Below are 21,749 nucleotides of genomic sequence, written 5' to 3' on the forward strand. Positions count from 1 at the left end.
TGAGCCGGCTCGAAAGTCCCACCAATACGTCTCTTGACGGCCATCGGCGGCGCCCTCCGAAACCCGGTACCGCGAACCCGTGACAGCCGGTGATCCCGGCGAGCCCGCCGCCGCACACCAGCGCCCACCCCCACAGTCTCTACAGGTGTAGAGTCCGCTTCACACGCCACCCTCTACGGATGTAGAGGACGGTCTGCCCGACATCAAGGAGTCGCCATGAGCGCCACCGCCCCCACCGTCGCCCGGCACGGGTCCGAGCCCTTGCGGCCCTTCAAGGTGGGCGCCGGCGGCCTCGTCCTGCTGGGTACGGGCCACCTCGCCCTTGCCGCCGCTGCCGCCTGGGGCGAGCCGACACCGGAACAGGCAGCCTCCTCGGCCGCCCTGCGGGCGACGGGCATGACGCTGCTCGGCCTGGAGCGCAGCACCCTCGACGTCGTCGACGGCATGAGCGCCGCCATGGCCCTGTTCGTCATCTCCTCCGCGCTCCTCGCCCTGTTCGCAGCCCGGCAGGCCCCCGCCCTGGTCGAACGGCGCACCGCCTTCGGCTGGACGCTCCTCGCCACCTCACTCGCCGGGCTGGCGATATCGACCGTCTTCCTCCCCCCGCCGCCGATCGCCGTCCTCACCGTCACCAGCTGCGCCTTCGCCCTGTCCCTGCGCCGGGCAGCACGCTGACCCCGGCCCCGGCAACCACCGAGAACGACGCGCTCCGCCCCGGCCGGCTGCCGGGGCGGAGCGAGGGGCGTACGGGGGTGGGCTCAGCGGGCGCTCGTGCGCCTGCGACGGCGGAGCACGGCGACTCCGCACGCGAGGGCGAGCGTCGCGCTGGAACCGCCGGCGAGGAGCAGCGCGGAGGACGGGGCCTCGCCCTCCGTACCCGCGGGGCCGTAGCCGCTGGAATAGCCCCGGGTGTCGTACTCCGACCCGGGCAGCTTGTCGGCGTAGCGGGCCTTGACCAGCTTCTGGTAGTCACCGAGCGATACCGACGCCCGGCCGCCCAGCCCTTGCCGGGCCTGGTCGTTGAGCGGTTCGACGGTGAAGAGTTTGAGCTGGTACCAGCCGCGGTTCTGCGGCTCGGTGAAGACCAGCGTGCCCGCGGTGGCCTTGCTCGCGTACACGGCGTCGTCGTCGCCGTCCCGCACGGCCGCCAGATGCCAGCCGCCGCCCTCGGTGGGGGCCAGCATGACGGTGGCGTTGCGACCGTTGACGGTGGCGCTCAGCGAGGAGACCAGCTGCGTCAGCCTGACCGCCTTCGTGGGCAGGGGCTGGGCGGTGCCGGCGACGAACGCAGGGGTGATCTCGTTCAGTGCCACCGGGTCCTTGATCGTGAAGACCGGGAGTCCCTGGCACGGCTCGGCCGTCTCGGGGATCGTCTGGACCGGGCCGCCCGCGGCGTCGCCCGCGGGCACCGGAGTACGCAGGAAGCGGCAGACGGTGTCGCGCACGTCGGTGGACCGCACCGCGTCGAGGGCCGCCCGGTAGTCCGGGATGTCGGCCGGGAGAGGATCCTTGGCCGGAGCCGTGTGGGCCGGACCGGCGACGGACAGCAGAGCGGAGGCGCTCAGTGCGACGACGGTGGTCAGACGGGAGAGCCGGGAGAGGCGGGAGAGGTGGGCGCGGCGGGGGGCCGCCTGCTTGCCGGACATTTCGGTGCCGCTGGTGTCGCGCATGTCGCCGTCCTTAGCGGGAGATACCGATGCGGGAATGGGTCCACTTGGACGAGCTGTTGCTCACGTAGTCGTTGTAGTTCCACCACGTGTACGTGGTGGTGTCCGGCCACGGGTCGGCCACGGCGATCGTGGTGTTCGACGTGTCGAACCCGTAGACCACGTTCATGTGACCGCCACCGGAGGCCCACCCGATGCGGGCGCCGATCGGCCGGGCCGCCTTGACGTCGGTGTACACCTGGTTGAAGGTGGCCGCGCTGTTCAGGCCCGAACCGGTGTGGGTCATGCCCAGGCTGCTCCAGCCCCTGGCCATGTCGTCGAGCGTGGCGGGCTGGTTGTTGCAGCCGTAGTAGGGCTGGGCCCGGCTGCAGAAGTCCGTCTGCGTGGACCCGAAGCCCTGGAACTTCGCGATGGTCAGCCCGGAGGCGACCCAGCACCACTGGGACTTCTCCTGTTTCAGCATGGCGATGCTGTCCTGGCCCGCTTCCGCGTGAGCCGTGCCTCCCGCGGCCGTGAGCGATCCCAAGGCGGCGAGCGCGATGGCCGCCGCCGTGGTTCCGTACCTGAACCTGCCCATTTTCCTGCCTTCCCCGATGGGTAGAACGAGATGAACGGGTCAATCTGGCAGGAATATGACAGCGCATCATGTCCACGGCACATAGGGGCCTTGCAGGAAATTACCCCTTACCGACTATTCATCGGGTTATCGCCCGACCCCGGCCCGACGGTTCCGCGCCGCTCGCGGAAGCGGGCGCAGGGAGTTCGGCAGCTCATCGGACAACTCACTCGTTGGGAGCATTCGCGTCCCCCTGGCGTGGGACGGACGGCCCACACCGGCGGTGGCCGCCGGCGCGGCCGGTTGACTGGGGCTCCTTGACGATCCGACGACGGAGGAGCACGGAACATGACCGGACAAGCGCGGGATCAGGCACGGCAGGAGCAGCGGGGATACGGGCCGGGGCACGGGGAGCAGACGCGGCAGGCAGCGCCGCCCTGGAATCCGTTCGCCGCGCTGGAGGAGGTCGGGCTGCTCGCGCTCGGCGCCGTCGACCTCGCGCTGGACCAGGTACGGCAGGCGACCGGCCGGGGCGAGGACGTGGCCCGGCGTTCGGACCTGCGCGAGCTCGTCGCCGACGGGGTGAAGGAGCTGAGGGCGCGCGGGGAGCTCGCCTCGCGGCGCGTCGTCGCGGCGGACGACGACAACTACCTGGAGCTGATGGCCCGCCGGGCCGCCGCGCGCCGAGCGCGGCCCGCCGACACCGCGACGGCGCCGGGAGCCGGGCCCGCGCATGCATGACGACCTCGCGTTCCGGCAGCGCATCGACACGCACCTGCACCGGCTGGTCGACGAGGAAGAAGCCGAGCTGTTACGCCTCTCCAGCGAACTCGCCCCGCTCTGCGCCCAGTTGCGCAGCTCACTGACGCGCGGGAAGCGAATGCGGGCCGCGTTCCTGTACTGGGGCTGGCGGGCCGCCGGCCAGCCGGACTGCGACGGGGTGATCCGGGCGGCCGCGGCCATGGAACTCGTGCACGCGGCGGCCTGCACCCACGACGACATCATCGACGACAGCCGTCTGCGGCACGGCGTCCCGACCGCCCACGCCGCCTTCTCCCAAGCGGGAGCGGGTCGTTGGGGTGGCGGAAGCGGCCACGGCCAGGTCGCGGCGCCGGCCCCGGGGGCCGTACGGCAGGACCGGGCCGCCGCGCTGGCGATGATGCTGGGCGACCTGCTGATGGGGTACGCCGCCCAGGTCTTCGCCACCTGCGGGCTGCCCGGCGCGTACGTGGCGCGGACGGTCCCGTTGTGGTCGACCCTGCTGCGCGAGACCGTCGCGGGCGAGTTCCTGGAGGTCCTGCGGACGGGCGCCGACGGCGCGCCCGAGGTCGCCGAGTCGCTGGAGGTCGCCCGGTACAAGACCGCCAAGTACACGGTGGAGCGTCCGCTGCACATGGGCGCCACCCTCGGCGGCGCCCCCCGGCAGGTCATGGCCGCCTTCACCGCGTACGGGCTGCCCCTGGGCGAGGCGTTCCAGCTCCGCGACGACCTGATCGGCACCTTCGGCGACCCCGCCGAGACGGGCAAGTCGAACCTGGACGACCTCCGGGACCGCAAGCCCACCGCGCTGCTCGCCACGACGCTCGCCCTGCTGGACCCGCCCGACCGGGCGCTGCTGGACAAGACCCTCGACCGCCCCGCCCTGGACGAGTCCGACGCGGCGCTGGTGCGGCGGCTGATGGACGGGTGCGGCGCCCGGCAGCGCATCGAGGACATGATCGCCGACCGGGTGAGGGCGGCCCGGGACGCGCTGGACTCGGTGCCCCTGCCCATGGACGTACGGACGGCGCTCGGCGGGCTCGCCACGTCGGCGTCCGCGCGGACCCTCTGAACAGCCCCGTGGACCACCGCCGGACGCGCCGGACGCGCCCGACGCACCGGAGCGGCAGGAAGCCGCGCCACACGATCCGAACGAGCCACACGAGGAGCACGACGTGACCACCGAGACCCGGCCCCGCTACACCGACGCGGCGCTCGACGAACTCAGCCTGCAGGGCGACCCCTTGGCCGACGAGACCGTGGCCGCCATGTTCGAACGCGGCGAAGTGCGGGACTTCAACACCCTGATGCGCTTCTTCAGCACCGCCGGCCACAAGCTCCCCGAAGGGCTCCCGCCGTCTGCGGTGTCGTTCCTGGAGGCGACCGCCATGCCGCCGAAGTGGGTGGACTGGGACGTGATGGAGCGCGCCCGGCTGTTCTTCATGGACAACGCCGCGCACATCAACACGGGCCTGTCCTTCGCGGCGATGCCCGCGACCTACGCCGTGCCGCGCGTGGCGCGGCTGCTCGCCTCGACGCACTCGATGGACTACCCCTCGCGCAGGATGGCGAACACCGGCCAGTTCGTCACGTACCTGATGCAGACCAACGCCTTCGAGGAGGGCAGCAAGTTCATCCCGGCGGCCCAGAAGGTCCGGCTGCTGCACGCGGCGGTACGCCACCACCTCACACGCTCCGGACGGTGGGACATCGAGGCGGACGGGGTGCCGCTCTGCCAGGAGGACATGATCGGCGGGCAGATGTGCTTCTCGATCCTCGTCCTGGACGCCATGCACCGCCTCGGCATCCACATGAGCGAGGAGGGGGCGGAAGCCTACTTCTACGCGTGGCGGGTGGTGGGCTCCATCCTGGGCTGCGACATGACGGCCGCCCCGGGCAACCTCAAGGAGGCCCGCGCGTTCGCCGACCTCTACCTCAGCCGCCACCTCGGGCCCTCCGAGGACGGTGTCCGGCTCAACAACCAGCTGATGCGGATGTACGAGGACGTGGTGCCCGGCACCCTCTTCGACCCGATCGTCCCCGCCACCATCCGCTACCTCATCGGGCCCACGATCGCGGACTGGCTCCAGATCCCCCGCAGCCCCTGGGACACGGCGGCGAAGGCCGTCCCCATCGTCCTCGGCCTGCTGGAGACCGTCGAGGACAGCAGCCCGCTCGGCGAATGGGCGCTGGACAAGGCGGGCAGCCTGCTGACCACCTTCGAACTGGCCTCGCTCACCCGTGGGCGCGTCATGCAGTACGCCATCCCGGAGGAGCTCAAGGGCGAGTACGGGGTACGGTCGCAGGCCCCGCGCACCCACCGCTGGGTACCGCCGTCGCCGACCCCCGCGTGACGCGGCGGGGGCCGGTCGGGGCCCGCGGCGCGGGCGGCCGGAGCGGCCGGGTCAGCCCGCCGGAGCCGTCCACTTCTGCTGGGGGGCGCCGGTGCAGGTCCACAGCTGTAGACGTGTCGCGTTGGCGGGGTTGCCGCCACTGACGTCGAGGCACTTGTTCGCCTGCGGGTTCACGATGTCGCGGGCCCCGGACACCACCCAGCGCTGGGCGCCGGTCCCGTTGCAGTCGTAGAGCTGGACCGGGGTCCCGTCGGCGGTGCCGCCGCTCGCCACGTCGAGGCACTTGCCGAGCGCGCGTACGGTGCCGTCGGCGCCCAGGGTCCAGCGCTGGGCGGCGGTCCCGTTGCAGTCGTACAGCTGGACCGGTGTGCCGTTGGCCGGGTTCGCCGCGGCCACGTCGACGCACTTGCCGGCGAGCCCGCTGATCTGGCCGGTCCGGCCGCCGGAGCCGCCGTCGTACGAGGTGACGCGGACGTGGTCGACCACCAGCTGCTGGGGGAAGGCCGTACTGCCGTCGGGGTCGCCCGGCCAGTAGCCGCCGACCGCGAGGTTGAGGATCAGGAAGAACGGCTTGTTGAAGGCCCAGCTGCGTCCGCCCAGGTCGGCGGGGGTCCGCCGCTGGTAGACGACGCCGTCGACGGACCAGGTGATCGAGTCGGGGGCCCAGTCGACGGCGAAGGTGTGGAAGGCGTCGGCGAAGGCCTGCCCGCCGGGGAGGGAGTACGCCGCCCCGATGCCGCCGGCGCCGGAGTAGCCGGGCCCGTGGAGGGTGCCGTGTACGGTCGACGGTTCGAAGCCGACGTTCTCCATCACGTCGATCTCGCCGGAGTTCGGCCAGCCGACCTGGCCGATGTCGTTGCCGAGCATCCAGAAGGCGGGCCACATGCCCTGACCCCGCGGCACCTTGAGCCTCGCCTCCACGCGTCCGTACGTCTGCGTGAAGCGACCGGCGGTGTTCAGGCGGGCGGAGGTGTACTCGCAGCGGCCGTACCAGCAGGTGTAGTCGGCCGGGTTCTCGCGGCGGGCGGTGATGACCAGGTGGCCCTGTCCGTCGAGGGCGGCGTTGCGGTTGCCCGCCGTGTAGAACTGCCGCTCGTGGTTGTTGACGTTGTCACCGGTCTCGATCTGCCATTTGCCGGGGTCGGCGGCGGCTCCGGCCGGCCCGTCGAAATCGTCGGAGAAGGTCACGGCCGCCGCGGCCGCTGCCGCGGCGGCCCGCGGTGCGGGGGCCGGGGCGGGCTCGGCGGCGCCGGTGGCCGGGGCGGCCAGGCCGCCCCAGCAGGCGAGGGCGAGGGCGCATAAGAGCACGCGCCGGTGCCAGGTGGGGTGCACGGTGATCACATCGCTTCGGGTGTGGGGGGATGCGCATAAACATGCCCATGACAAGTCTCCGCTGGGGATTGAACGCGGAATCATGCCGTCCGGGCCCCTTCATTCACTACTTGATTGAAGGCGCGCGCCGCGACCGCGTCAAGATGCCCGCACCGCCCGATGCACGTGGTCGGCACACCGGCACCCGGCGGCGCACTGCGGCCCGGCCCGCCCCCGTCCGCCCGCCGGCGGCGGTCACGAGGGGGCTGGGGTCTCACACCGGGCTCCGGACTCACGCCGGTCTCACACCGCGCTCCCGCCGGTCTCGGGGGGTCAGGCCGCGGCCCAGCCCGGATCGCGTCCGCTCAGTCCGACGGCCCGGTCCAGCAGCGGGGCGTCGTCCCGTACGGGCACGACGGGGCCGAAGATGCCGCCGCCGCGGGTCTCGTCCTCCGCGGCCGCCAGCAGGAAGCCGTACGCGGCGCTGAGCGCGGCCGGATCGGGGGCGTACTCCTGGCCGGTGGCCCGGGCCAGGTCCCAGCCGTGCACCACGAGTTCGTCCACGGCGACCGCGAGCGCGATGTCGCCCGGCAGGTCCACGCCGCCCGCACGGGTCATGCCGGTCCGGGCGGCCGGGTCCTGCCAGGCCTCGGCCAGTTCGCCGAGGACCCGGGGCAGGTCCTCGCGCCAGTCGGCGGGCAGGACGGGCGCGGCCGAGTCGGGAGCCGTGTCGGTCGTGGCGCCCAGGTCCTTGCGGGCGGCGTCGCGGAAGGCGACGGCGAGGCCCGTGAGGTGCCCCAGCAGGTCTCTCACCGCGTACTCCGGACAGGGCGTGCGGTGGTCGAGGTGCGCGTCCGGGACGGCCGCCGCGAGGCGTGCCACGATCCGCGCTTGGGGTCCGAGGTCGAGAGTCGTCGTACCGGTCATCTGCCACGCCTCCGGAAGGTCGGTGTGAGGGGTTCCGAAGGGTAGACCGGCGGCGGAGCCCGTTCTCATCGCCACACGGGCAGGAGATTCAACCGGGTGAACCTCCTGCCGGACCAGGCCGTGGGGGGCGGGGCGAGGCCGCGCTCCGGAGCTCCCGGCACGCCCGCCCGCCACGGCCGGCCGAAAGCATGCTTGGCTTCGGAGGTGGATCTGACATGGGCGGACGTCTGCGGGCGCCGGTTGCGACGGCACGGTCTGGTGGTCCCGCTGGGCAGTCCGGCCGAGGCGGCCGCGGCGATGTGCGGCGCGCACGCCCAGGTTCCGTCGGCCGCCGAGGTGTCGATCGCCCTTCGGCTGCACGGCGTGACGCGCGCCGACGTGCAGGAGGCGCTGTGGGGGGACCACAGCCTGATCCGGACCTTCGGGCCGCGCGGCACGGTCCACCTGCTCCCGGCGGCCGAACTGGCCCTGTGGTGCGGGGCCCTGGGAGCAGTGCCCGCTCCCGTGCAGCCGGATGCCGGGGCCCGGTTGAGCCCGGAGCGGACCGAGGAGCTCGTCCTCGCGATCGGCGCGGTCCTCGCCGGGGCGGAACTGACGGTCGACGAGCTGTCCGGGGCCTTGGCCGACCGGGTCGGAGCCTGGGCGGTCGACCCGGTGCTCCCCGCGTTCGGGACGGTGTGGCCGCGGTGGCGCCAGACGGTCGCCGTCGCCGCCCACCGGGGCGTGCTGTGCTTCGGCCCGAACCGGGGCCGCAAGACCACCTACACCAACCCCCGCCGCTGGCTGCCCGGCTTCGCCCCCGCCCCGCCCGCCGAGGCGCTCGCCTGGCTGCTGGACCGGTACCTGTACGCCTACGGGCCGGCGACGCCCGCGCACCTCGCCCGCTGGCTGGCCGCCACCCCCGGATGGGCGCGCCGCCTGTTCGAAGCGGGCGACCTCACCGAGGTCACGGTCGAAGGCAGCCGTGCCTGGACCACCACCGGCGACGTCGGCGGCAGCGGCAGCGGCAGCCGGCCGGGCGACCCCGCCCGGGGCGTACTGCTGCTGCCGCACTTCGACGCCTTCACGGTCGGCTCCCAGCCACGGGAGCTGCTGTTCCCCGGCGCGGCACGGCAGCGCGCCCTCTCCCGGAGCGGCCAGGCGGGCAACTTTCCCGTCCTCCTGGTCGACGGCGTGGTGGCGGGCGTCTGGCAGCAGAAGAGGACGGGAAGCGCGGTCGCGATCACCGTCGAACCGCTCCGCCCCCTGACCGCGCGCCGGCAGCGGCAACTGGCCGAACAGGCCGACCGGATGGGCGAGATCCTCCGGGCCCGCCCCACCCTGACCATCGGCACCCTCGACGTGGGCGCGCACGCCTGAGGGACGTTCGGATCGGGGTCGGCCCGGAGCGACATTAGGCTGGGGGGATGGTCGAGTCGTTGCCTTCCCTGGTCGCGGGTCGGTGGCGGCCACGGGCCGGCGCCGCCGTCCGCCTCGGGCGTCGTACGCTCGTGGATTCGCTCTACCTCCTCACCGCGCCGGTGAGCGCCGCCGCCGGTCTGCTGCTCGTGGCCGGCGCGCTGAGCTTCGGCGCCCTCGCCTCGCTGGTGCCGGGCGGGGCCCCCGCCGCGGCACGGGCCCTGGCTCTGGCACGGTGGCCCGGCGATCTGGAGTGGTGGCGGATCGGCACCGTGCGTACCCGGACCGGCGGGACACCGGTAACGAGCCGCCGCCCGGGGCCGGCCGGGCCGGTGGTGTGGCCCGACCTGGTCCATGCCGTCCTGCTGCTTCCCGTCGCCCTGTTCACCTGGACGGTGACGGTGCTGTGGTGGTTCGTCGGCGTCGCGACCGCCACGTACCCCCTGCGCGGTCAGGTCGCACCCGGATCGCTGCGGCCGCTGACCCTGTACGCGGGCTCCGACCGGTCCCACGTCGCCGTGAGCCTGGGGCTGACGTCACCGGCGGAGCGGCTCGCCTTCGCGCTCGCGCTCGGCGCGCTGCTGCTGTCGACCCTGCCGCTGGTGACCCGCGGGTGCGTCGCCGTACAGGCCGGTCTCGGGCGGGCGTTGCTCTGCCGTGGACCCGAGAGGGAGGGCGACACCGCCCGTGCGCAGGCCGTCGCCGTGGTGACGGCCGAGGCCGCCGCACTGCGCCGGCTCGAACGCGACATCCACGACGGGCCCCAACAGCATCTGGTCCGACTCGCGATGGAACTCGGCCGCGCCCAGCACCACTTCGACAGCAGGCCGGAACTGGTCCGGGCCGCACTCGCCGACGCGGTCGTCCAGACCCAGGAGGCGCTGGAAGAGCTGCGGGCCCTGTCGCGGGGCATCGCACCGCCGGTGCTCGTCGACCGGGGGCTGCGGGAGGCGCTGTCCGCCCTGGCCGCGCGCTGCGTCGTGCCCGCCGACCTCGATGTCGGTCCCGTGCGGGGTCGGCCGGACGCCGGCGTCGAGACGGCCGCCTACTTCATGGCCGCCGAGGCGCTGACCAACGTGGCCAAGCACAGCCGTGCCCGCCGCTGCACGGTCGGCATGCGCCACACCGGGGGCGTCCTGCGGATCTGGGTGACGGACGACGGGGTGGGCGGCGCGGCTCCGGCCGAGGGACACGGACTGCGGGGACTGGCCGACCGGATGCGCGCGGTGGGCGGCGTGCTGTGGGTCGAGAGTCCCCGCGGCGGCCCGACGACGGTCACGGCGGAGCTGCCGTGCAGCTGACACCCGACCCATCCGCGCAGGGAGTTCCGGCGCGGCCCGGCGGCCGGCTGCCGCTGCGGATCGTCGTGGCCGAGGACGCCGTACTGCTGCGCGAGGGCCTGGTCCGCCTGCTCTCCGAGGACGGCCACGAGGTGGTGGCCGCGGTCGGTGACGGGCCCTCCCTGGTCGAGGCGGTGCTCGTGCACCGGCCGGACGTGGCGCTCGTCGACGTGCGGATGCCACCGACGCATACGGACGAGGGACTGCGGGCCGCGATCTGCGCCCGCGAGCGGTTGCCCGGCACCCCGGTGCTGGTGCTCAGCCAGTACGTGGAGGCCTCCTACGCCGCCGACCTGCTGGCGGACGGTTCCGGCGCGGTCGGCTACCTCCTCAAGGACCGGGTCGCGAAGGTGGAGGAGTTCCTGGACTCCCTCGACCGCGTCGCCCGCGGCGCGACGGTCCTCGACCCCCAGGTCGTCTCCCAGTTGCTGGCCGGACAGCGCCGGAAGGACCCGCTGCGCGCGCTGACGGCACGCGAACGGCAGCTGCTGGCGCTGATGGCCGAAGGGCATTCCAACACGGCGATCGCCGGGCGGCTGGTGCTCTCGCACAGCGCCGTGGAGAAGCACATCGGCAACGTCTTCGCGAAGCTCGGCCTGCCACCCGACGGTGCGCAGCACCGCCGGGTGCTCGCCGTCCTCGCCTACCTCGACGCCTGACGGCGGCCCGGCCCTTCACCATCCGCCGTCGAAGAAGGCCAGGAGGGCCGGGGCCGGGTCGGCCGCGGTGCCCGTGTTCGCCGCGGCCACCACGAGGAAGGCCGCCGCCGGCAGGGCCGAGAGCAGACCGAACGACCTGAACACGCGCCGCGCCCGCCGATCGGGCGCCGCGGACACCGCGGACACCGCCGACGCCGCGGGCACTGCGCTCCGCTTCCACGCCCGCGTACCCGTGCCGACGAGGAGGAGGGCCACGGTCACGGCGGCTGCGGCCATCACCGCGTGGTACCGGGCGAAGTCGCCGATCATCACCCCGAGAACGGGTGGGGTTGCGTCACCGTTCTCCGGGTGGTCGGCCAGGCGTTGCCCGACCTGATCGAGCACGGCGGCGAGTTCCGCGGAAGGCGCGTGGACCGGCAGCAGCGAGAGCAGCGAGGCGAAGGGGGCCAGCGCACCCTGGACGTTGGCCATGACCGTCGCGAGGGCGAAGAGGGCGAGCGCCGAGGCCGCCGTACCGGCCGAGGCGAGAGCGGCGCGGGCGCCCGCCCCGCGTCCGTCGGCCCGTAGGAAGGTCTTCCAGAGGAGAACGGCGAGCGCATACAGCACGATCAGCAGCAGCGCGGCGGCCACGGCCTTCACCACGTGGTAGTGAAGCCAGAAGTGAACCAGCCGTTCCATGTCCGGGGAGAGCTTCCGACCTCCGGAGCTCCACGAGCCGGCGAACGCCACGGAGAGGCGCTCGACGAGGTCGCGCTGATCTCTGACTCCCCCGCCGCCCGACCAGCGCCCCGCCAGCGGGCGGGGGGCGAAGAGGAAGGCGGCGACGAGGAGAACGGCGAGCGCGACGAGCCCGGCGCAGGCCCGGCTGAAGGAACCGACGGGCTGGGCGGGGCGGTTGGGTGGGACGGTGCGTGACGTGGTGGTCATGCCGGCGACTCTTCCGGACCACCGACCTCCCGGTCACTGCGGTCCGCCGCCCGGCCGGGGTATGGCCTGCCACACCCCCCGCCGTCCTGTTCCACCTGACGGGGGGGAGGCGGGCGGTCCGGGCGGCGGGAACGGGAGCGGCGGGAACGGGCCGACGTCGACCCGCGTGGCGCTGCTCGCGTCAGTTCTTGACGTCCTCGTCGAAGCGGTTCGTGCAGTCCTGCTGCTCCTGCTGCGTCTGGGCGTTGTCGAGGCAGGACCGCAGGTCCTTGCCCTCGTCGGAGTTGAGGATGGACACCCCGACGGCCACCAGGAGTCCGGCGATGACCACGGTCACGGCACCCAGGACCAGGCCGCTGATCGCCATTCCACGGCCGCCGGCGCCGCCCCGGGCCCTGCGGAGGGCGGCTATGCCGAGGCCGATGGCGACGAGCGCGAGCGGAATGCCCACGAACCAGAGCCACAGGAGCAGCAGGGACGCGATGCCGGTGACCAGCGCGGCCACGGCCAAGCCGTTGCGGCCGGTGGCGGGCCCGGCGGCGGGGGCGGGGTGGGTGCCGGAGCCGGTGCTGGACCCGGTGCCGGAGCCGGTGCCGTCGGGAGTGCGGTACGCGTCGGACACGATGGGGTCCCTTCGGAGGGGATGAACAACTCCACTGCGGTTCAGCGGCGTTCACCCCGTCTGCCACCACCCGCCCCCGTCAAACCCGCCCCGTCGGGCCGACCGCGCGCGCCGGGGCGGGATCCTTCGACCGCTCCGGCGCCGGGGGTGGTCAGGCCGGGGCGTTCCAGGCGGTCGTCAGCCCGTCCAGCCACGCCGGCGGCAGCTCCGCGGCGTCCCACTCCGCGCGCAGCGCCTGCGGCGCGGCGACGAGCCGCTCCAGGACCGCGATGCTCGTGGCGGAGTGGACGAGCGAGTAGCGGCCGTGGACCGTGATGGCGCTGCCCGGCCCGTACGCCGCGAACAGCCGCTCCAACCGCGCCCCGTGGGCGGCGGCGAACGCTGTCAGCCGCCCGGGGTACCCGGCCCGCTGCCGGGGGCTCATCGTGGCGAGGACGGCCGTGAGCACCTCCCCGGTCACCTCGGGGTCGAGCTCCGAGACCGTCGCGAACGACAGGTACAGCGGGCTGACCGCGACCTGCGCCCGCTCCACCTCCATGCGCCGGGGCCGCGGCCGCTCCCCGGCCGGGTCCGGCTGCCCGTCCTCCCCCACGACCCGTGCCAGGGTCCGTTCCGCGACGGTGCCGAGCTCGTCCAGGACACCGGCGGCGCCGTCGAGCCAGCCCGATTCGTAGGCCTCGCCCTTGTCGCCCGGCGCGCTCCCGCCGCCGGCGCTCAGTTCCTCGTACGCGAGGGCCAGCGTGCCCGCCTCGACGAGCCCGATCAGTGCCCGTGCGTCGTCGGAAGGCACGCCCGCCCGTGCGAGGAGCTGCAGCAGCGTCGTTCTGGCGTTGTCGACACTGGCCTCGTCCGGCCACTGCCGTTCCAGGTCGGCCGTGCCCATCGGTCCCTCCTCATCGCTCGGGTAGTGCGGTGTGTGCAACGTGATCGCTCCCTTCGACGGTCCAACGCCCGACGGCCCGCTGGTGATCCCACCGGCGCGGCCCTTCACCACGACTCCGTCCGCTCACTGCCGGCCACGCCCCTGCCGGCAACCCCTCGGCCCGGTTCCGCGTCCTTCCCCCCGAACCGTTGCCGGTCGACCGGCGCGGAGCGACGCAGACCCTGGAGGGGCGCCATCGGTACGTACACCCCTGACCCGCCCGACGAGGGCACACGGCCCCGCCGGACGGCCGGCATCGGCAGGGTACTGCTGGGCGGCCTGGCCGGCGTCCTGCTGACCGCCGCGCTCATGGCGGTGCTGTGGTGGCCGCGGACCGAGGTGACGTACCGCAGCAGTGCTCCCTCATCGGTGGCCTACGACGACCGGTCGCCGCACTTCCTGGGGCTGGTCCACGAACACACCCTGTCCGGGCGGAACTCCTACAGGATGGTAATCGGCCGGTATTCCGGCCTGTCCTACGGACACCACCTGGACATCGACGCCTCCCTCGGGTCGGGGGGCATCGAGTCCACCACGTGGACGGAGTCCGGGGTACGTGTCCGGTTCCCGACCGGCCACGAGGTATTCGTCCCGGCCCGCTTCTTCACGTTCGGCAGGTGACGAAGGACGACGACGGACGATTCCCAGCCGGATCCCCCGCCCCGGACAACCCTCCCGACGCCGCGGCCGTCCCCCTCGGGGTCTCGGCCTCGCGGGTCCCGGCACCGGGCACGGAGGATTTCACCCCTTCGGGGGAGCGGGAGGGGGGCCTTCCCCTCCGCCCCGGGTGTCGGGGCCGGGCTCCGGGCGGTAGCTGAGCAGGTCTCCCGGCTGACACTCCAGCACTCTGCAGATGCTGGTCAGGGTCGTGAAGCGGACGGCCTTGGCCCGGCCGTTCTTGAGGATGGACAGGTTGACGTTGGTCACGCCGACGCGGGTGGCGAGTTCGGCCAGCGTCATGCCGCGCTCGGCGAGGAGCCGGTCGAGGTGCACGTGGATTTCCTGGGCGCCGTGCGCGTCCTCGTCGTGGTTGCCCCCGGCGGACATCAGACGACCCCTTCGAGGTCCTCGCGCATCACGGCGCCGGCCCGCGTGACACGGGCGAACGCGAGCAGCCCCAGCGCGGTGAGGATCGTCAGGTACGGAAAGGCCGCCGCACCGAGCACCGTCCCGGGCGAGAACGGGGCGTCGTCGGCGAGTGTCGCCAGCAGGGCCGCCTCGGAGACGGCCCGCGCGGTTGCCGCGACGAGGCTGCCCGCAAGGAGGAACCAGCCCAGGAACCGCAGCCGTTGCGCGGTCTGCCGGGTGTACACACCGTCGCGGGCCGCCGACCGGAGAAGCCGGTTGAGCAGCACGAGCCCGCCGACGAGCAGGACGAAGGCGGGCACCTCGGACAGGATCCCCAGGGTCCGCTGCCAGGCGCCGGGCCGGTCCGCGCAGTACTGCGGAACCACGCTGACGTGTGCTCCGTCCCGGGCGCCGAACGCGGCGTCGGCGCCGGCGGAGCTGCTCGAGGTCCAGTCGGCGGTGACACATGCGTCGGCGGCGTCCCAGAAGGGGACCGAGCCGTTGACGGCATTCAGCAGGAAACCCGCGAGGAGCAGGCCGATCAGCAGGCGGAGTCCGCCGGACACCACGGTGGAGAGGGGCTCCAAGAGCTTGCGGTCCTCGACCTCGGACATGGACTCCCCCGCCTTATCGTTTATCGATGTTATCGAAAAACGATACATCCGGATGGCCCGACGGGGAAGGGCGGACGGCCGCCGGGGCCGGGGCGCGGTCCGGGCGCCGGTGCGGGGGCTTTCGGGGTCTCCAACCCTGGGGGGAGGCCGGAATCAACTCCTGGGGGGCCGACACGGGCGGAGGCCGGCGGCTACGTTGGCGCCCGTTCCGCACGACCCATGACGGAGGAGCGCCACATGCACATGCGTTGGGCCGATCACCCCCGCAAGCGAGCGGCCTGGGGGATATCCCTCGCGCTGATCGCGGTCACCGCGCTCCTCGGGGCCGCGCCGCCCGGCTCCGCCACGGTCGCGGCGCCCGGCGGTCCGCCCGTTCCCGTCCTGGCCTGGGGGCCGTGCGACGGCACGGACGGTGACGGCCCGGGCGACGGCTTCGAGTGCGCGACCGCCCGGGTGCCGCTGGACTACCGCCGGCCCACCGGGCCCACGATCGCGCTCGCCGTCACCCGGCGCCTCGCCGCCGACCGGGACCACCGCACCGGCGTCCTGCTGCTGCACCCCGGCGGACCGGGCAACTCGGGCGTCGACTTCGCCCGCAACAGCTACGACGCGCTCCCCGCCTCCCTGCGCGACGCCTTCGACGTCGTCGGGTACGACATGCGCGGCGTGGGCCGCAGCGGACAGGTGGAGTGCTGGAACGACGCGGAGTACGCAGCGGCCGTCGACGCCGCACGCGGCGTACCCGCTCCGGGAGCCCTGCACACCGCGATCCGGCAGGGCCGTGACTTCGCCGCCGCCTGCCGGGAGCGGTCCGCGGACCTCGTGCCGTTCATCGGCACCGGGTCGAACGCGAAGGACATCGACCTCCTGCGCCGCGCCCTCGGCGAGGAGCAGGTCTCCTTCTACGGCCGTTCCTTCGGCAGCTACGTCGGCACCGTGTACGCCGCGCAGTTCCCCCGGCGCGTCCGGGCCATGGTCCTGGACGGGGGCTACGATCCGCGCCGCTACGCCGACGTGCCGTACGCCTACGACGCCGGGCAGTTCGCCGCCCTGGACGCGGCGGTCGGCCGGTTCCTGGACTGGTGCGCGCAGAACGCCGCCGCCTGCGGATTCGGCGAGGGCCGTCCGCGGCAGGCGTTCGAGGAGCTCAAGCGGGCGCTGGACGCCGACCCCGTCATCACGCCGAGCGGACGCCCGGCCACCGGCTACGCCCTCGCCTACCGGCTGATGTTCAACATCAACTCGGGCAAGGAGGTCTGGCCCTACCTCGGAGAGGCCCTGCGGGCGGCCCAGGCGCGCCAGGGGTCGTTCCTGCTCTCCCCGCCCTCCCCCGCGTCCTTCGACTTCCTCAACGTCAACACGGCCGTCGAGTGCGCCGACCGCGTCTACCCCACCAGCCCCCTGCTGCTGGGCACGCTCGTCGCCGCCCAGGCCGCCGCCGCTCCCCTGCTGGGGCCTCCCATCGGCCTCGGGCCGCCCACGTACGACCACAACCACGCGCCCACCTGCGCCCAGTGGCCGGCCGAGCGCCCGAGCCGCTTCGAGGGCTCCTACCGGGCGGCCGGATCCGCCCCGATCCTGGTCCTCGGTACGACCGGGGACCCGGACACCCCGTACCGGGACGCCGTGGCGCTGGCCGGGACGCTCGACAGCGGGCGGCTGCTGACCTTCGCCGCCGAGGGGCACACGGCGTACAACCGGAGCGCGTGCGTCAGCGCCCTGGCCACGGAGTACCTCGCCACCCTGGCGCTGCCCGCGCACGGCACCGTGTGCGCGGACGAGACGCCCCCGGGCGCGCTCGGCCGCAGCAGCGCGGCGGGCCTCGGGGCCGGGGTCGACGAGACGCGCGACGTGATCCCCGCCCTGCGCTGAGCCCGCTCCCGTACCAGGTCACGAGGGTGGGACGGCCCGCCCGGGAGGCACCGGCGACACGTGGGTGAAAAACTTCCGGCGGGGATGTCGAGAACCCGTGGCCGGCTCCGTCCCCGTGGTGAAGGCGGCCACAATGGGTCGCACCAGCACCGAGGAGAGACACCATGGCGAAGTACCTGCTGCTCAAGCACTACCGCGGCGCCCCGGCTGCGGTCAACGACGTGCCCATGGACCAGTGGACACCGCAGGAGATCTCGGACCACGTCCAGTACATGAACGACTTCGCGGCCCGGCTCGAGGGCACGGGAGAGTTCGTCGACGGTCAGGCGCTCGCCCCCGGCGGAACCTTCGTCCGGTACGACGGCGAGGGCCGCCCGCCCGTCACCGACGGCCCGTTCGCCGAGACGAAGGACCTGATCGCCGGCTGGATGGTGATCGACGTCGACAGCTACGAGCGCGCCGTCGAGCTGGCCGGTGAACTGTCGGCCGCGCCCGGGGCGGGCGGGAAGCCGATCCACGAGTGGCTGGAGCTGCGCCCGTTCCTGACCGCGCCCCCCACGGTCACCGAGTGACCTCCGAGGTGGACGAGGTCCTGCTCCGGCGCCTCACCCCGAGCGTGATCGGGATCCTCGTCCGCCGCGGAGCCGACTTCGCGGCGGCCGAGGACGCCGTGCAGGACGCACTGGTCGCGGCCGTCCGCGCCTGGCCGGCCGATCCTCCGCGGGACCCGAAGGGCTGGCTCGTCACCGCGGCCTGGCGCCGGTTCCTCGACGCGACCCGGGCGGACGCCTCCCGCCGCCGGCGGGAGGAGCTCGTCGACGAGGAGCCGGCGCCCGGACCCGCCCCGGCGGTCGACGACACGCTCCGGCTGTACTTCCTGTGCGCTCACCCGTCGCTGACCCCGTCCTCCGCGGTCGCGCTCACCCTGCGCGCCGTGGGCGGGCTGACCACGCGCCAGATCGCCCGGGCGTACCTGGTGCCCGAGGCGACCATGGCGCAGCGCATCAGCCGGGCCAAGCGGACCGTGTCCGGCGTGCGCTTCGACCGGCCGGGCGACGTCGCCACCGTGCTGCGCGTCCTCTACCTGGTCTTCAACGAGGGCTACTCCGGAGACGTCGACCTCGCCGCCGAGGCCATCCGGCTCACCCGGCAGCTCGCGGCGTCGGTCGACCACCCCGAGGTGGCGGGTCTGCTGGCCCTCATGCTGCTCCACCACGCACGGCGCGCCGCCCGGACCGCCGCCGACGGCAGCCTGGTGCCGCTGGCCGAGCAGGACCGCGGCCGGTGGGACACCGGGACGATCGCCGAGGGCGTCACGATCCTGCAGGCGGCCCTCGCCCGCGACCGGCTGGGCGAGTTCCAGGCCCAGGCCGCCGTCGCGGCGCTCCACGCCGACGCGCGGAGCGCCGAGGAGACCGACTGGGTGCAGATCGTCGGGTGGTACGACGAGCTCGTACGCCTGACGGGAAGCCCGGTCGTCCGGCTCAACCGTGCGGTGGCCGTCGGCGAGGCCGACGGGCCGCGCGCCGGGCTGGCGGCGCTCGCGGCCCTGGAGGACCCCCCGGGCGCGGCGGGCCCGGTCCCCCGCCGCGCGGCGGTGGCGGCGTACCTCCACGAGCGGGACGGCGCTCTGGAGACGGCGGCGCTGCTGTACGCGCAGGCGGCTCTGGAGGCCCCCAACCTCGCCGAGCGCGACCACCTGACGCGCCAGGCCGCCCGGCTCAACGCCCGCCTGCACCGCTGACGGCGGTCATGCGTAAGGGCCCCGACCGACCGGGGGGGAAGGGCCGGCCGGGGCGGCCCCGGCCGGCAGGGGGGACAGCCGGCCGGGGCGTTCGAAGGCGGGTACGGGAAAGGGCGGTCGCCTCGCGGCGGAGGGCTCTGCAGGGCTTCAGCCGAACGATCTTCCCTGCAGGCAATGGTCAGGCCCGGGGACATCGCCCCTTTCCGCACCCACACCTGCATGAACGGTCAACGAAACCCCTTTGTTCCCGGCCCCGAAACCGAACGGAGAACCCCGGGGAACCCGGTGTGTGCGGTCCGCGCCGCGCGGGGAGGGTACCGGTGGCCCCGGGCGGGGCCGAGCGTCCGCAGACCGTCCTTCTGGAGCAGCCCATGGCAGTGAAGATCCTCATCGTGACCGGTGACGCGGCCGAGTCGCTGGAGGTCCTGTATCCGTACCAGCGCCTGCGCGAGGAGGGGTACGAGGTCCACATCGCGGCCCCGTCCGTCAAGAAGCTGCGCTTCGTCGTCCACGACTTCGAGGACGGCTTCGACACGTACACCGAGAAGCCGGGCTACACCTGGCCGGCCGACCTGGCCTTCGCCGACGTGGTCACCGAGGACTACGAGGCCGTGGTCGTCCCCGGCGGCAGGGCGCCCGAGTACCTGCGCAACGACCCCGAGGTGCGGCGGATCCTGGCCGCCTTCGCCGAGGCGGACAAGCCGATCGCCCAGATCTGCCACGGCCCCCTGATCACGGCCGCGGCGGGCGGGCTCTCCGGCCGCCGGGTGACCGCGTACCCGGCCCTGGAACCGGACGTGAAGGCCGCCGGCGCGACGTTCGAGGACTCCGAAGCCGTGGTCGACGGCACCCTGGTATCCGCCAGGGCCTGGCCGGACCACCCGGCCTGGATGCGGGAGTTCCTGACCGTCCTGCGCGCCAAGGCCCCGGTGACCTGACCGGCGCCCGACGGGAACGGTGAAGGCCCCGCACCTCGGACGGAGGTGCGGGGCCCGTGTGTCACCGGCCGGGGGCCGGTGCGGTCACCAGGTGCCGGGCAGCAGGGTCTGCCGGCTCACGGGACCGTTCTCGAAGCCGGCGGCCCGACTGGAGTGGCCCCGTGGCGGCATAGGGTGTTCCCTCAACATCGTTTTCACGAGGGGGACATGATGAGCACGTTCGGTACGGGATCGGTGAGCCGTCGGGGGCTCATACGCCTTGGCGGTGGCGCGGCCGCCGGTCTGGTTCTGGGGGGCGCGGGCGCCGCGACGGCCCAGGCGGCGCCGGTGCCTTCCGGCGCCGTGCCGGCCGCGGCCCTCGCCCTGCCCGGGTCACCGTCGTTCGACTTCGGTGACGGGTCGACCGCCCTGTTCATGCACGAGCAGGCCTGGTGTCCCACCGTGATGCAGAGCGCCGGGTACGACCACCTGAACAAGCACTGGTACGTCGCCCAGGTCATGTACAACCCGGACGACGGGGTGTCCTACGCGACGCGCAAGCGCGAGGGTGACATCGCGATCACCAAGCTGAGCGCGGACGGTTCGACCAAGCTGGGCAGGATGTACCTGCGCGGGTTCGGGCACGGCGCACAGATCGGCATCGAGACGACGGCCGCGGGCTCGGCTCCGTACATCTGGATCGAGTACGACTCGGTGCCGAACTCCGAGGAGACGGGCTTCGGCACCAAGATCTGCCGGATCAGGTACATGGGTCCCGCGGCCGACCAGCCGCCGCGCAGCTTCCACTGGGACGACCCGGCGGACCGCACGGCCATGAACTTCAAGGACCGGACGCCCGACCCGCTCAAGCTCCCGGGCGCGGGGACCACGCTGAGCGCGCCGCGCCCGGTCGTGGACATGCAGCACCGCCGGCTGCTGGTGCGGTTCAACCGCAACGGACAGCTCCAGTGCGCGGTCTGGGACCTGGCCACGGCGGCCGCCGCCCCGCTGGGCGCGCCGCTGCACCACTTCGCGGATCTGCCCCGCCCCGTCTACGACGCGCAGGGCTTCTGCCTCTACGGCTCGTACATGTACATGTACGAGGGCGAGGCCTACACCGGCGGCGGACCCGCGAACGCGGCGGACGTGGGCACGACCCACATCACCAAGATCGACCTGAACACGGGGGTTTCGGAGCGCGGTCTGACCCGCGCCCTGAAGAGCCTCGTCTTCCGGGAGCCCGAGGGGATGAACATCATGCTCGTTCCCGACGCGTCCCGGCCGGGATCCTTCCTGCCCCGGCTGACGTTCGGTTTCGCGTCGGGCGACTCCGGAGACCGTCGGGTGAACATCGCGTACAAGGACACGTTGATCTGACCGCGGCCCGGCCGCCGTTCCGCCGGCGCGGGCGCGCCAGCGGGCAAGCCGGGCCCGCCCACCCGGCCCGGCTCGCCCCGCTCGCCCCGGCGGAGCCTCAGATGACGCCCTGGGCCAGCAGCGCGTCCGCCACCCGTTCGAAGCCGGCGATGTTGGCGCCGGTCACGTAGTCGCCGGGGGCGCCGTAGCGGGCGGCCGTCTCGTGGGCGACCGCGTGGATCGACCGCATGATGTCGGCGAGTTCCTCCTCGACGCGCTGCGCGGTCCAGGACACCCGGCCGGCGTTCTGTGCCATCTCCAGGGCGCTGACGGCGACCCCGCCGGCGTTCGCGGCCTTGCCGGGGCCGAAGGCGACGCCCGACTTCCGGAAGAACCGGACGGCCGCCGGGGTGGTGGGCATGTTCGCCCCCTCCGACACCGCCTGGACGCCGCCGCGCACCAGGGCGAGCGCGTCGGCCTCCGTCAGCTCGTTCTGGGTGGCCGAGGGGAAGGCCACGTCCGCGGGAACCTCCCAGACCCGGCCGCCCGGGATGTAGCGCGCGGAACCTCCGCGGCGCGTCGCGTACTCGCTGACACGGCCGCGCTCGACTTCCTTGATCTGCCGCAGCAGGGCCAGGTCGATGCCCTTGTCGTCGATCACGTACCCCTGCGAATCGGAGGCCGTGAGCGGGTTCGCCCCGAGCTGCTGGAGCTTCTCGATCGTGTACAGCGCCAC

23 protein-coding genes are annotated in these 21,749 nt (G+C 73.6%); 13 read left to right on the forward strand and 10 right to left on the reverse strand.

Annotation, left to right across the window (positions count from 1 at the left end; all coding sequences use genetic code 11):
* Window positions 1-216: 216 nt before the first annotated feature.
* Complete coding sequence (locus ACZ6S8_RS17080; RefSeq protein WP_469456477.1) at window positions 217-675, forward strand: LIC_13387 family protein; 459 nt, start codon at window positions 217-219, stop codon at window positions 673-675.
* 83 nt (window positions 676-758) lie between these two features.
* On the opposite strand, the gene ACZ6S8_RS17085 is transcribed toward ACZ6S8_RS17080, so the two are convergent.
* A complete protein-coding gene (locus ACZ6S8_RS17085; protein ID WP_469456478.1) occupies window positions 759-1,670 on the reverse strand; it encodes a hypothetical protein in 912 nt (303 codons plus the stop codon).
* 10 nt (window positions 1,671-1,680) lie between these two features.
* Window positions 1,681-2,244: a papain-like cysteine protease family protein gene (locus ACZ6S8_RS17090; protein ID WP_469456480.1), complete on the reverse strand. Its 564-nt coding sequence runs from the start codon at window positions 2,242-2,244 to the stop codon at window positions 1,681-1,683.
* Between the two features lie 327 nt (window positions 2,245-2,571).
* Between ACZ6S8_RS17090 and ACZ6S8_RS17095 the strand changes: the two genes are divergently transcribed.
* The 3 genes from ACZ6S8_RS17095 (at window position 2,572) to ACZ6S8_RS17105 (ending at window position 5,336) form a co-directional block, all read left to right on the forward strand.
* Window positions 2,572-2,964, forward strand: a complete 393-nt coding sequence (locus ACZ6S8_RS17095) for a hypothetical protein (RefSeq protein ID WP_469456482.1) — start codon at window positions 2,572-2,574, stop codon at window positions 2,962-2,964.
* On the forward strand, window positions 2,957-4,054 hold the full coding sequence (locus tag ACZ6S8_RS17100) for a polyprenyl synthetase family protein (protein ID WP_469456483.1): 1,098 nt from the start codon (window positions 2,957-2,959) through the stop codon (window positions 4,052-4,054). The genes ACZ6S8_RS17095 and ACZ6S8_RS17100 overlap by 8 nt, the downstream gene beginning before the upstream one ends.
* A gap of 103 nt (window positions 4,055-4,157) precedes the next feature.
* Window positions 4,158-5,336 carry an oxygenase MpaB family protein gene (locus ACZ6S8_RS17105; RefSeq protein WP_469456484.1) on the forward strand — a complete coding sequence of 393 codons (1,179 nt, stop codon included), beginning with the start codon at window positions 4,158-4,160 and terminating at the stop codon, window positions 5,334-5,336.
* A 51-nt stretch (window positions 5,337-5,387) separates the two neighbouring features.
* Here the strand turns inward: ACZ6S8_RS17105 and ACZ6S8_RS17110 are convergent, their stop codons facing one another.
* The gene (locus ACZ6S8_RS17110) at window positions 5,388-6,668 is read right to left on the reverse strand and encodes a ricin-type beta-trefoil lectin domain protein (protein ID WP_469456485.1); all 1,281 of its coding nucleotides are present in this window, start codon (window positions 6,666-6,668) and stop codon (window positions 5,388-5,390) included.
* A 312-nt stretch (window positions 6,669-6,980) separates the two neighbouring features.
* Window positions 6,981-7,574: a TIGR03086 family metal-binding protein gene (locus tag ACZ6S8_RS17115; protein WP_469456487.1), complete on the reverse strand. Its 594-nt coding sequence runs from the start codon at window positions 7,572-7,574 to the stop codon at window positions 6,981-6,983.
* A 204-nt stretch (window positions 7,575-7,778) separates the two neighbouring features.
* Here ACZ6S8_RS17115 and ACZ6S8_RS17120 point away from each other — a divergent pair, with 204 nt between their 5' ends.
* Genes ACZ6S8_RS17120 through ACZ6S8_RS17130 form a run of 3 tightly spaced genes read left to right on the forward strand, consistent with a single transcriptional unit; the run spans window position 7,779 to window position 10,971 of the window.
* On the forward strand, window positions 7,779-8,933 hold the full coding sequence (locus ACZ6S8_RS17120) for a winged helix DNA-binding domain-containing protein (RefSeq protein ID WP_469456488.1): 1,155 nt from the start codon (window positions 7,779-7,781) through the stop codon (window positions 8,931-8,933).
* A gap of 47 nt (window positions 8,934-8,980) precedes the next feature.
* Entirely contained in the window at window positions 8,981-10,273 is a 1,293-nt protein-coding gene (locus tag ACZ6S8_RS17125) for a sensor histidine kinase (protein ID WP_469456489.1), read from the forward strand.
* Between the two features lie 53 nt (window positions 10,274-10,326).
* Entirely contained in the window at window positions 10,327-10,971 is a 645-nt protein-coding gene (locus ACZ6S8_RS17130; protein ID WP_469456525.1) for a response regulator transcription factor, read from the forward strand.
* Between the two features lie 15 nt (window positions 10,972-10,986).
* Here ACZ6S8_RS17130 and ACZ6S8_RS17135 read toward each other — a convergent pair whose 3' ends face one another.
* The 3 genes from ACZ6S8_RS17135 to ACZ6S8_RS17145 all read right to left on the reverse strand — a co-directional run bounded on the left by ACZ6S8_RS17135 (window position 10,987) and on the right by ACZ6S8_RS17145 (window position 13,403).
* Entirely contained in the window at window positions 10,987-11,898 is a 912-nt protein-coding gene (locus tag ACZ6S8_RS17135; protein WP_469456491.1) for a hypothetical protein, read from the reverse strand.
* A gap of 181 nt (window positions 11,899-12,079) precedes the next feature.
* Window positions 12,080-12,520: a DUF4190 domain-containing protein gene (locus ACZ6S8_RS17140; protein WP_469456493.1), complete on the reverse strand. Its 441-nt coding sequence runs from the start codon at window positions 12,518-12,520 to the stop codon at window positions 12,080-12,082.
* 151 nt (window positions 12,521-12,671) lie between these two features.
* Window positions 12,672-13,403 carry a hypothetical protein gene (locus tag ACZ6S8_RS17145; RefSeq protein WP_469456495.1) on the reverse strand — a complete coding sequence of 244 codons (732 nt, stop codon included), beginning with the start codon at window positions 13,401-13,403 and terminating at the stop codon, window positions 12,672-12,674.
* A 348-nt stretch (window positions 13,404-13,751) separates the two neighbouring features.
* Here ACZ6S8_RS17145 and ACZ6S8_RS17150 point away from each other — a divergent pair, with 348 nt between their 5' ends.
* Window positions 13,752-14,063: a hypothetical protein gene (locus ACZ6S8_RS17150; protein ID WP_469456496.1), complete on the forward strand. Its 312-nt coding sequence runs from the start codon at window positions 13,752-13,754 to the stop codon at window positions 14,061-14,063.
* Between the two features lie 120 nt (window positions 14,064-14,183).
* Here ACZ6S8_RS17150 and ACZ6S8_RS17155 read toward each other — a convergent pair whose 3' ends face one another.
* Both ACZ6S8_RS17155 and ACZ6S8_RS17160 read right to left on the reverse strand, forming a co-directional pair.
* Window positions 14,184-14,489 carry a helix-turn-helix domain-containing protein gene (locus ACZ6S8_RS17155; protein ID WP_469456498.1) on the reverse strand — a complete coding sequence of 102 codons (306 nt, stop codon included), beginning with the start codon at window positions 14,487-14,489 and terminating at the stop codon, window positions 14,184-14,186.
* Entirely contained in the window at window positions 14,489-15,124 is a 636-nt protein-coding gene (locus tag ACZ6S8_RS17160) for a DUF2975 domain-containing protein (RefSeq protein WP_469456500.1), read from the reverse strand. Before ACZ6S8_RS17160 ends, ACZ6S8_RS17155 begins: the two co-directional genes overlap by 1 nt.
* 237 nt (window positions 15,125-15,361) lie before the next feature.
* Here ACZ6S8_RS17160 and ACZ6S8_RS17165 point away from each other — a divergent pair, with 237 nt between their 5' ends.
* From ACZ6S8_RS17165 to ACZ6S8_RS17185, 5 genes are all read left to right on the forward strand, one after another.
* Window positions 15,362-16,996, forward strand: a complete 1,635-nt coding sequence (locus tag ACZ6S8_RS17165; protein ID WP_469456501.1) for an alpha/beta hydrolase — start codon at window positions 15,362-15,364, stop codon at window positions 16,994-16,996.
* A gap of 164 nt (window positions 16,997-17,160) precedes the next feature.
* A complete protein-coding gene (locus tag ACZ6S8_RS17170; RefSeq protein ID WP_383921885.1) occupies window positions 17,161-17,568 on the forward strand; it encodes a YciI family protein in 408 nt (135 codons plus the stop codon).
* A gap of 8 nt (window positions 17,569-17,576) precedes the next feature.
* The gene (locus ACZ6S8_RS17175) at window positions 17,577-18,740 is read left to right on the forward strand and encodes an RNA polymerase sigma factor (RefSeq protein ID WP_469456527.1); all 1,164 of its coding nucleotides are present in this window, start codon (window positions 17,577-17,579) and stop codon (window positions 18,738-18,740) included.
* A 371-nt stretch (window positions 18,741-19,111) separates the two neighbouring features.
* A complete protein-coding gene (locus ACZ6S8_RS17180; RefSeq protein WP_469456503.1) occupies window positions 19,112-19,678 on the forward strand; it encodes a DJ-1/PfpI family protein in 567 nt (188 codons plus the stop codon).
* A gap of 327 nt (window positions 19,679-20,005) precedes the next feature.
* Entirely contained in the window at window positions 20,006-21,034 is a 1,029-nt protein-coding gene (locus tag ACZ6S8_RS17185; protein WP_469456504.1) for a hypothetical protein, read from the forward strand.
* Window positions 21,035-21,131: 97 nt separating this feature from the next.
* On the opposite strand, the gene ACZ6S8_RS17190 is transcribed toward ACZ6S8_RS17185, so the two are convergent.
* A partial coding sequence (locus tag ACZ6S8_RS17190; protein WP_469456506.1) for a dehydrogenase family protein occupies window positions 21,132-21,749 on the reverse strand: 618 nt, incomplete at its 5' end.

Source organism: Streptomyces sp. NPDC048461, from assembly GCF_055587105.1.

Bases quoted from the DNA above. Each gene is read 5' to 3' on its own strand.
- ACZ6S8_RS17080 (WP_469456477.1), top strand. From the start codon at position 217: ATGAGCGCCACCGCCCCCACCGTCGCCCGGCACGGGTCCGAGCCCTTG.
- ACZ6S8_RS17085 (WP_469456478.1), bottom strand. From the start codon at position 1,670: ATGCGCGACACCAGCGGCACCGAAATGTCCGGCAAGCAGGCGGCCCCC.
- ACZ6S8_RS17090 (WP_469456480.1), bottom strand. From the start codon at position 2,244: ATGGGCAGGTTCAGGTACGGAACCACGGCGGCGGCCATCGCGCTCGCC.
- ACZ6S8_RS17095 (WP_469456482.1), top strand. From the start codon at position 2,572: ATGACCGGACAAGCGCGGGATCAGGCACGGCAGGAGCAGCGGGGATAC.
- ACZ6S8_RS17100 (WP_469456483.1), top strand. From the start codon at position 2,957: ATGCATGACGACCTCGCGTTCCGGCAGCGCATCGACACGCACCTGCAC.
- ACZ6S8_RS17115 (WP_469456487.1), bottom strand. From the start codon at position 7,574: ATGACCGGTACGACGACTCTCGACCTCGGACCCCAAGCGCGGATCGTG.
- ACZ6S8_RS17125 (WP_469456489.1), top strand. From the start codon at position 8,981: ATGGTCGAGTCGTTGCCTTCCCTGGTCGCGGGTCGGTGGCGGCCACGG.
- ACZ6S8_RS17135 (WP_469456491.1), bottom strand. From the start codon at position 11,898: ATGACCACCACGTCACGCACCGTCCCACCCAACCGCCCCGCCCAGCCC.
- ACZ6S8_RS17145 (WP_469456495.1), bottom strand. From the start codon at position 13,403: ATGGGCACGGCCGACCTGGAACGGCAGTGGCCGGACGAGGCCAGTGTC.
- ACZ6S8_RS17150 (WP_469456496.1), top strand. From the start codon at position 13,752: ATGGCGGTGCTGTGGTGGCCGCGGACCGAGGTGACGTACCGCAGCAGT.
- ACZ6S8_RS17155 (WP_469456498.1), bottom strand. From the start codon at position 14,489: ATGTCCGCCGGGGGCAACCACGACGAGGACGCGCACGGCGCCCAGGAA.
- ACZ6S8_RS17160 (WP_469456500.1), bottom strand. From the start codon at position 15,124: ATGTCCGAGGTCGAGGACCGCAAGCTCTTGGAGCCCCTCTCCACCGTG.
- ACZ6S8_RS17165 (WP_469456501.1), top strand. From the start codon at position 15,362: ATGCACATGCGTTGGGCCGATCACCCCCGCAAGCGAGCGGCCTGGGGG.
- ACZ6S8_RS17170 (WP_383921885.1), top strand. From the start codon at position 17,161: ATGGCGAAGTACCTGCTGCTCAAGCACTACCGCGGCGCCCCGGCTGCG.
- ACZ6S8_RS17180 (WP_469456503.1), top strand. From the start codon at position 19,112: ATGGCAGTGAAGATCCTCATCGTGACCGGTGACGCGGCCGAGTCGCTG.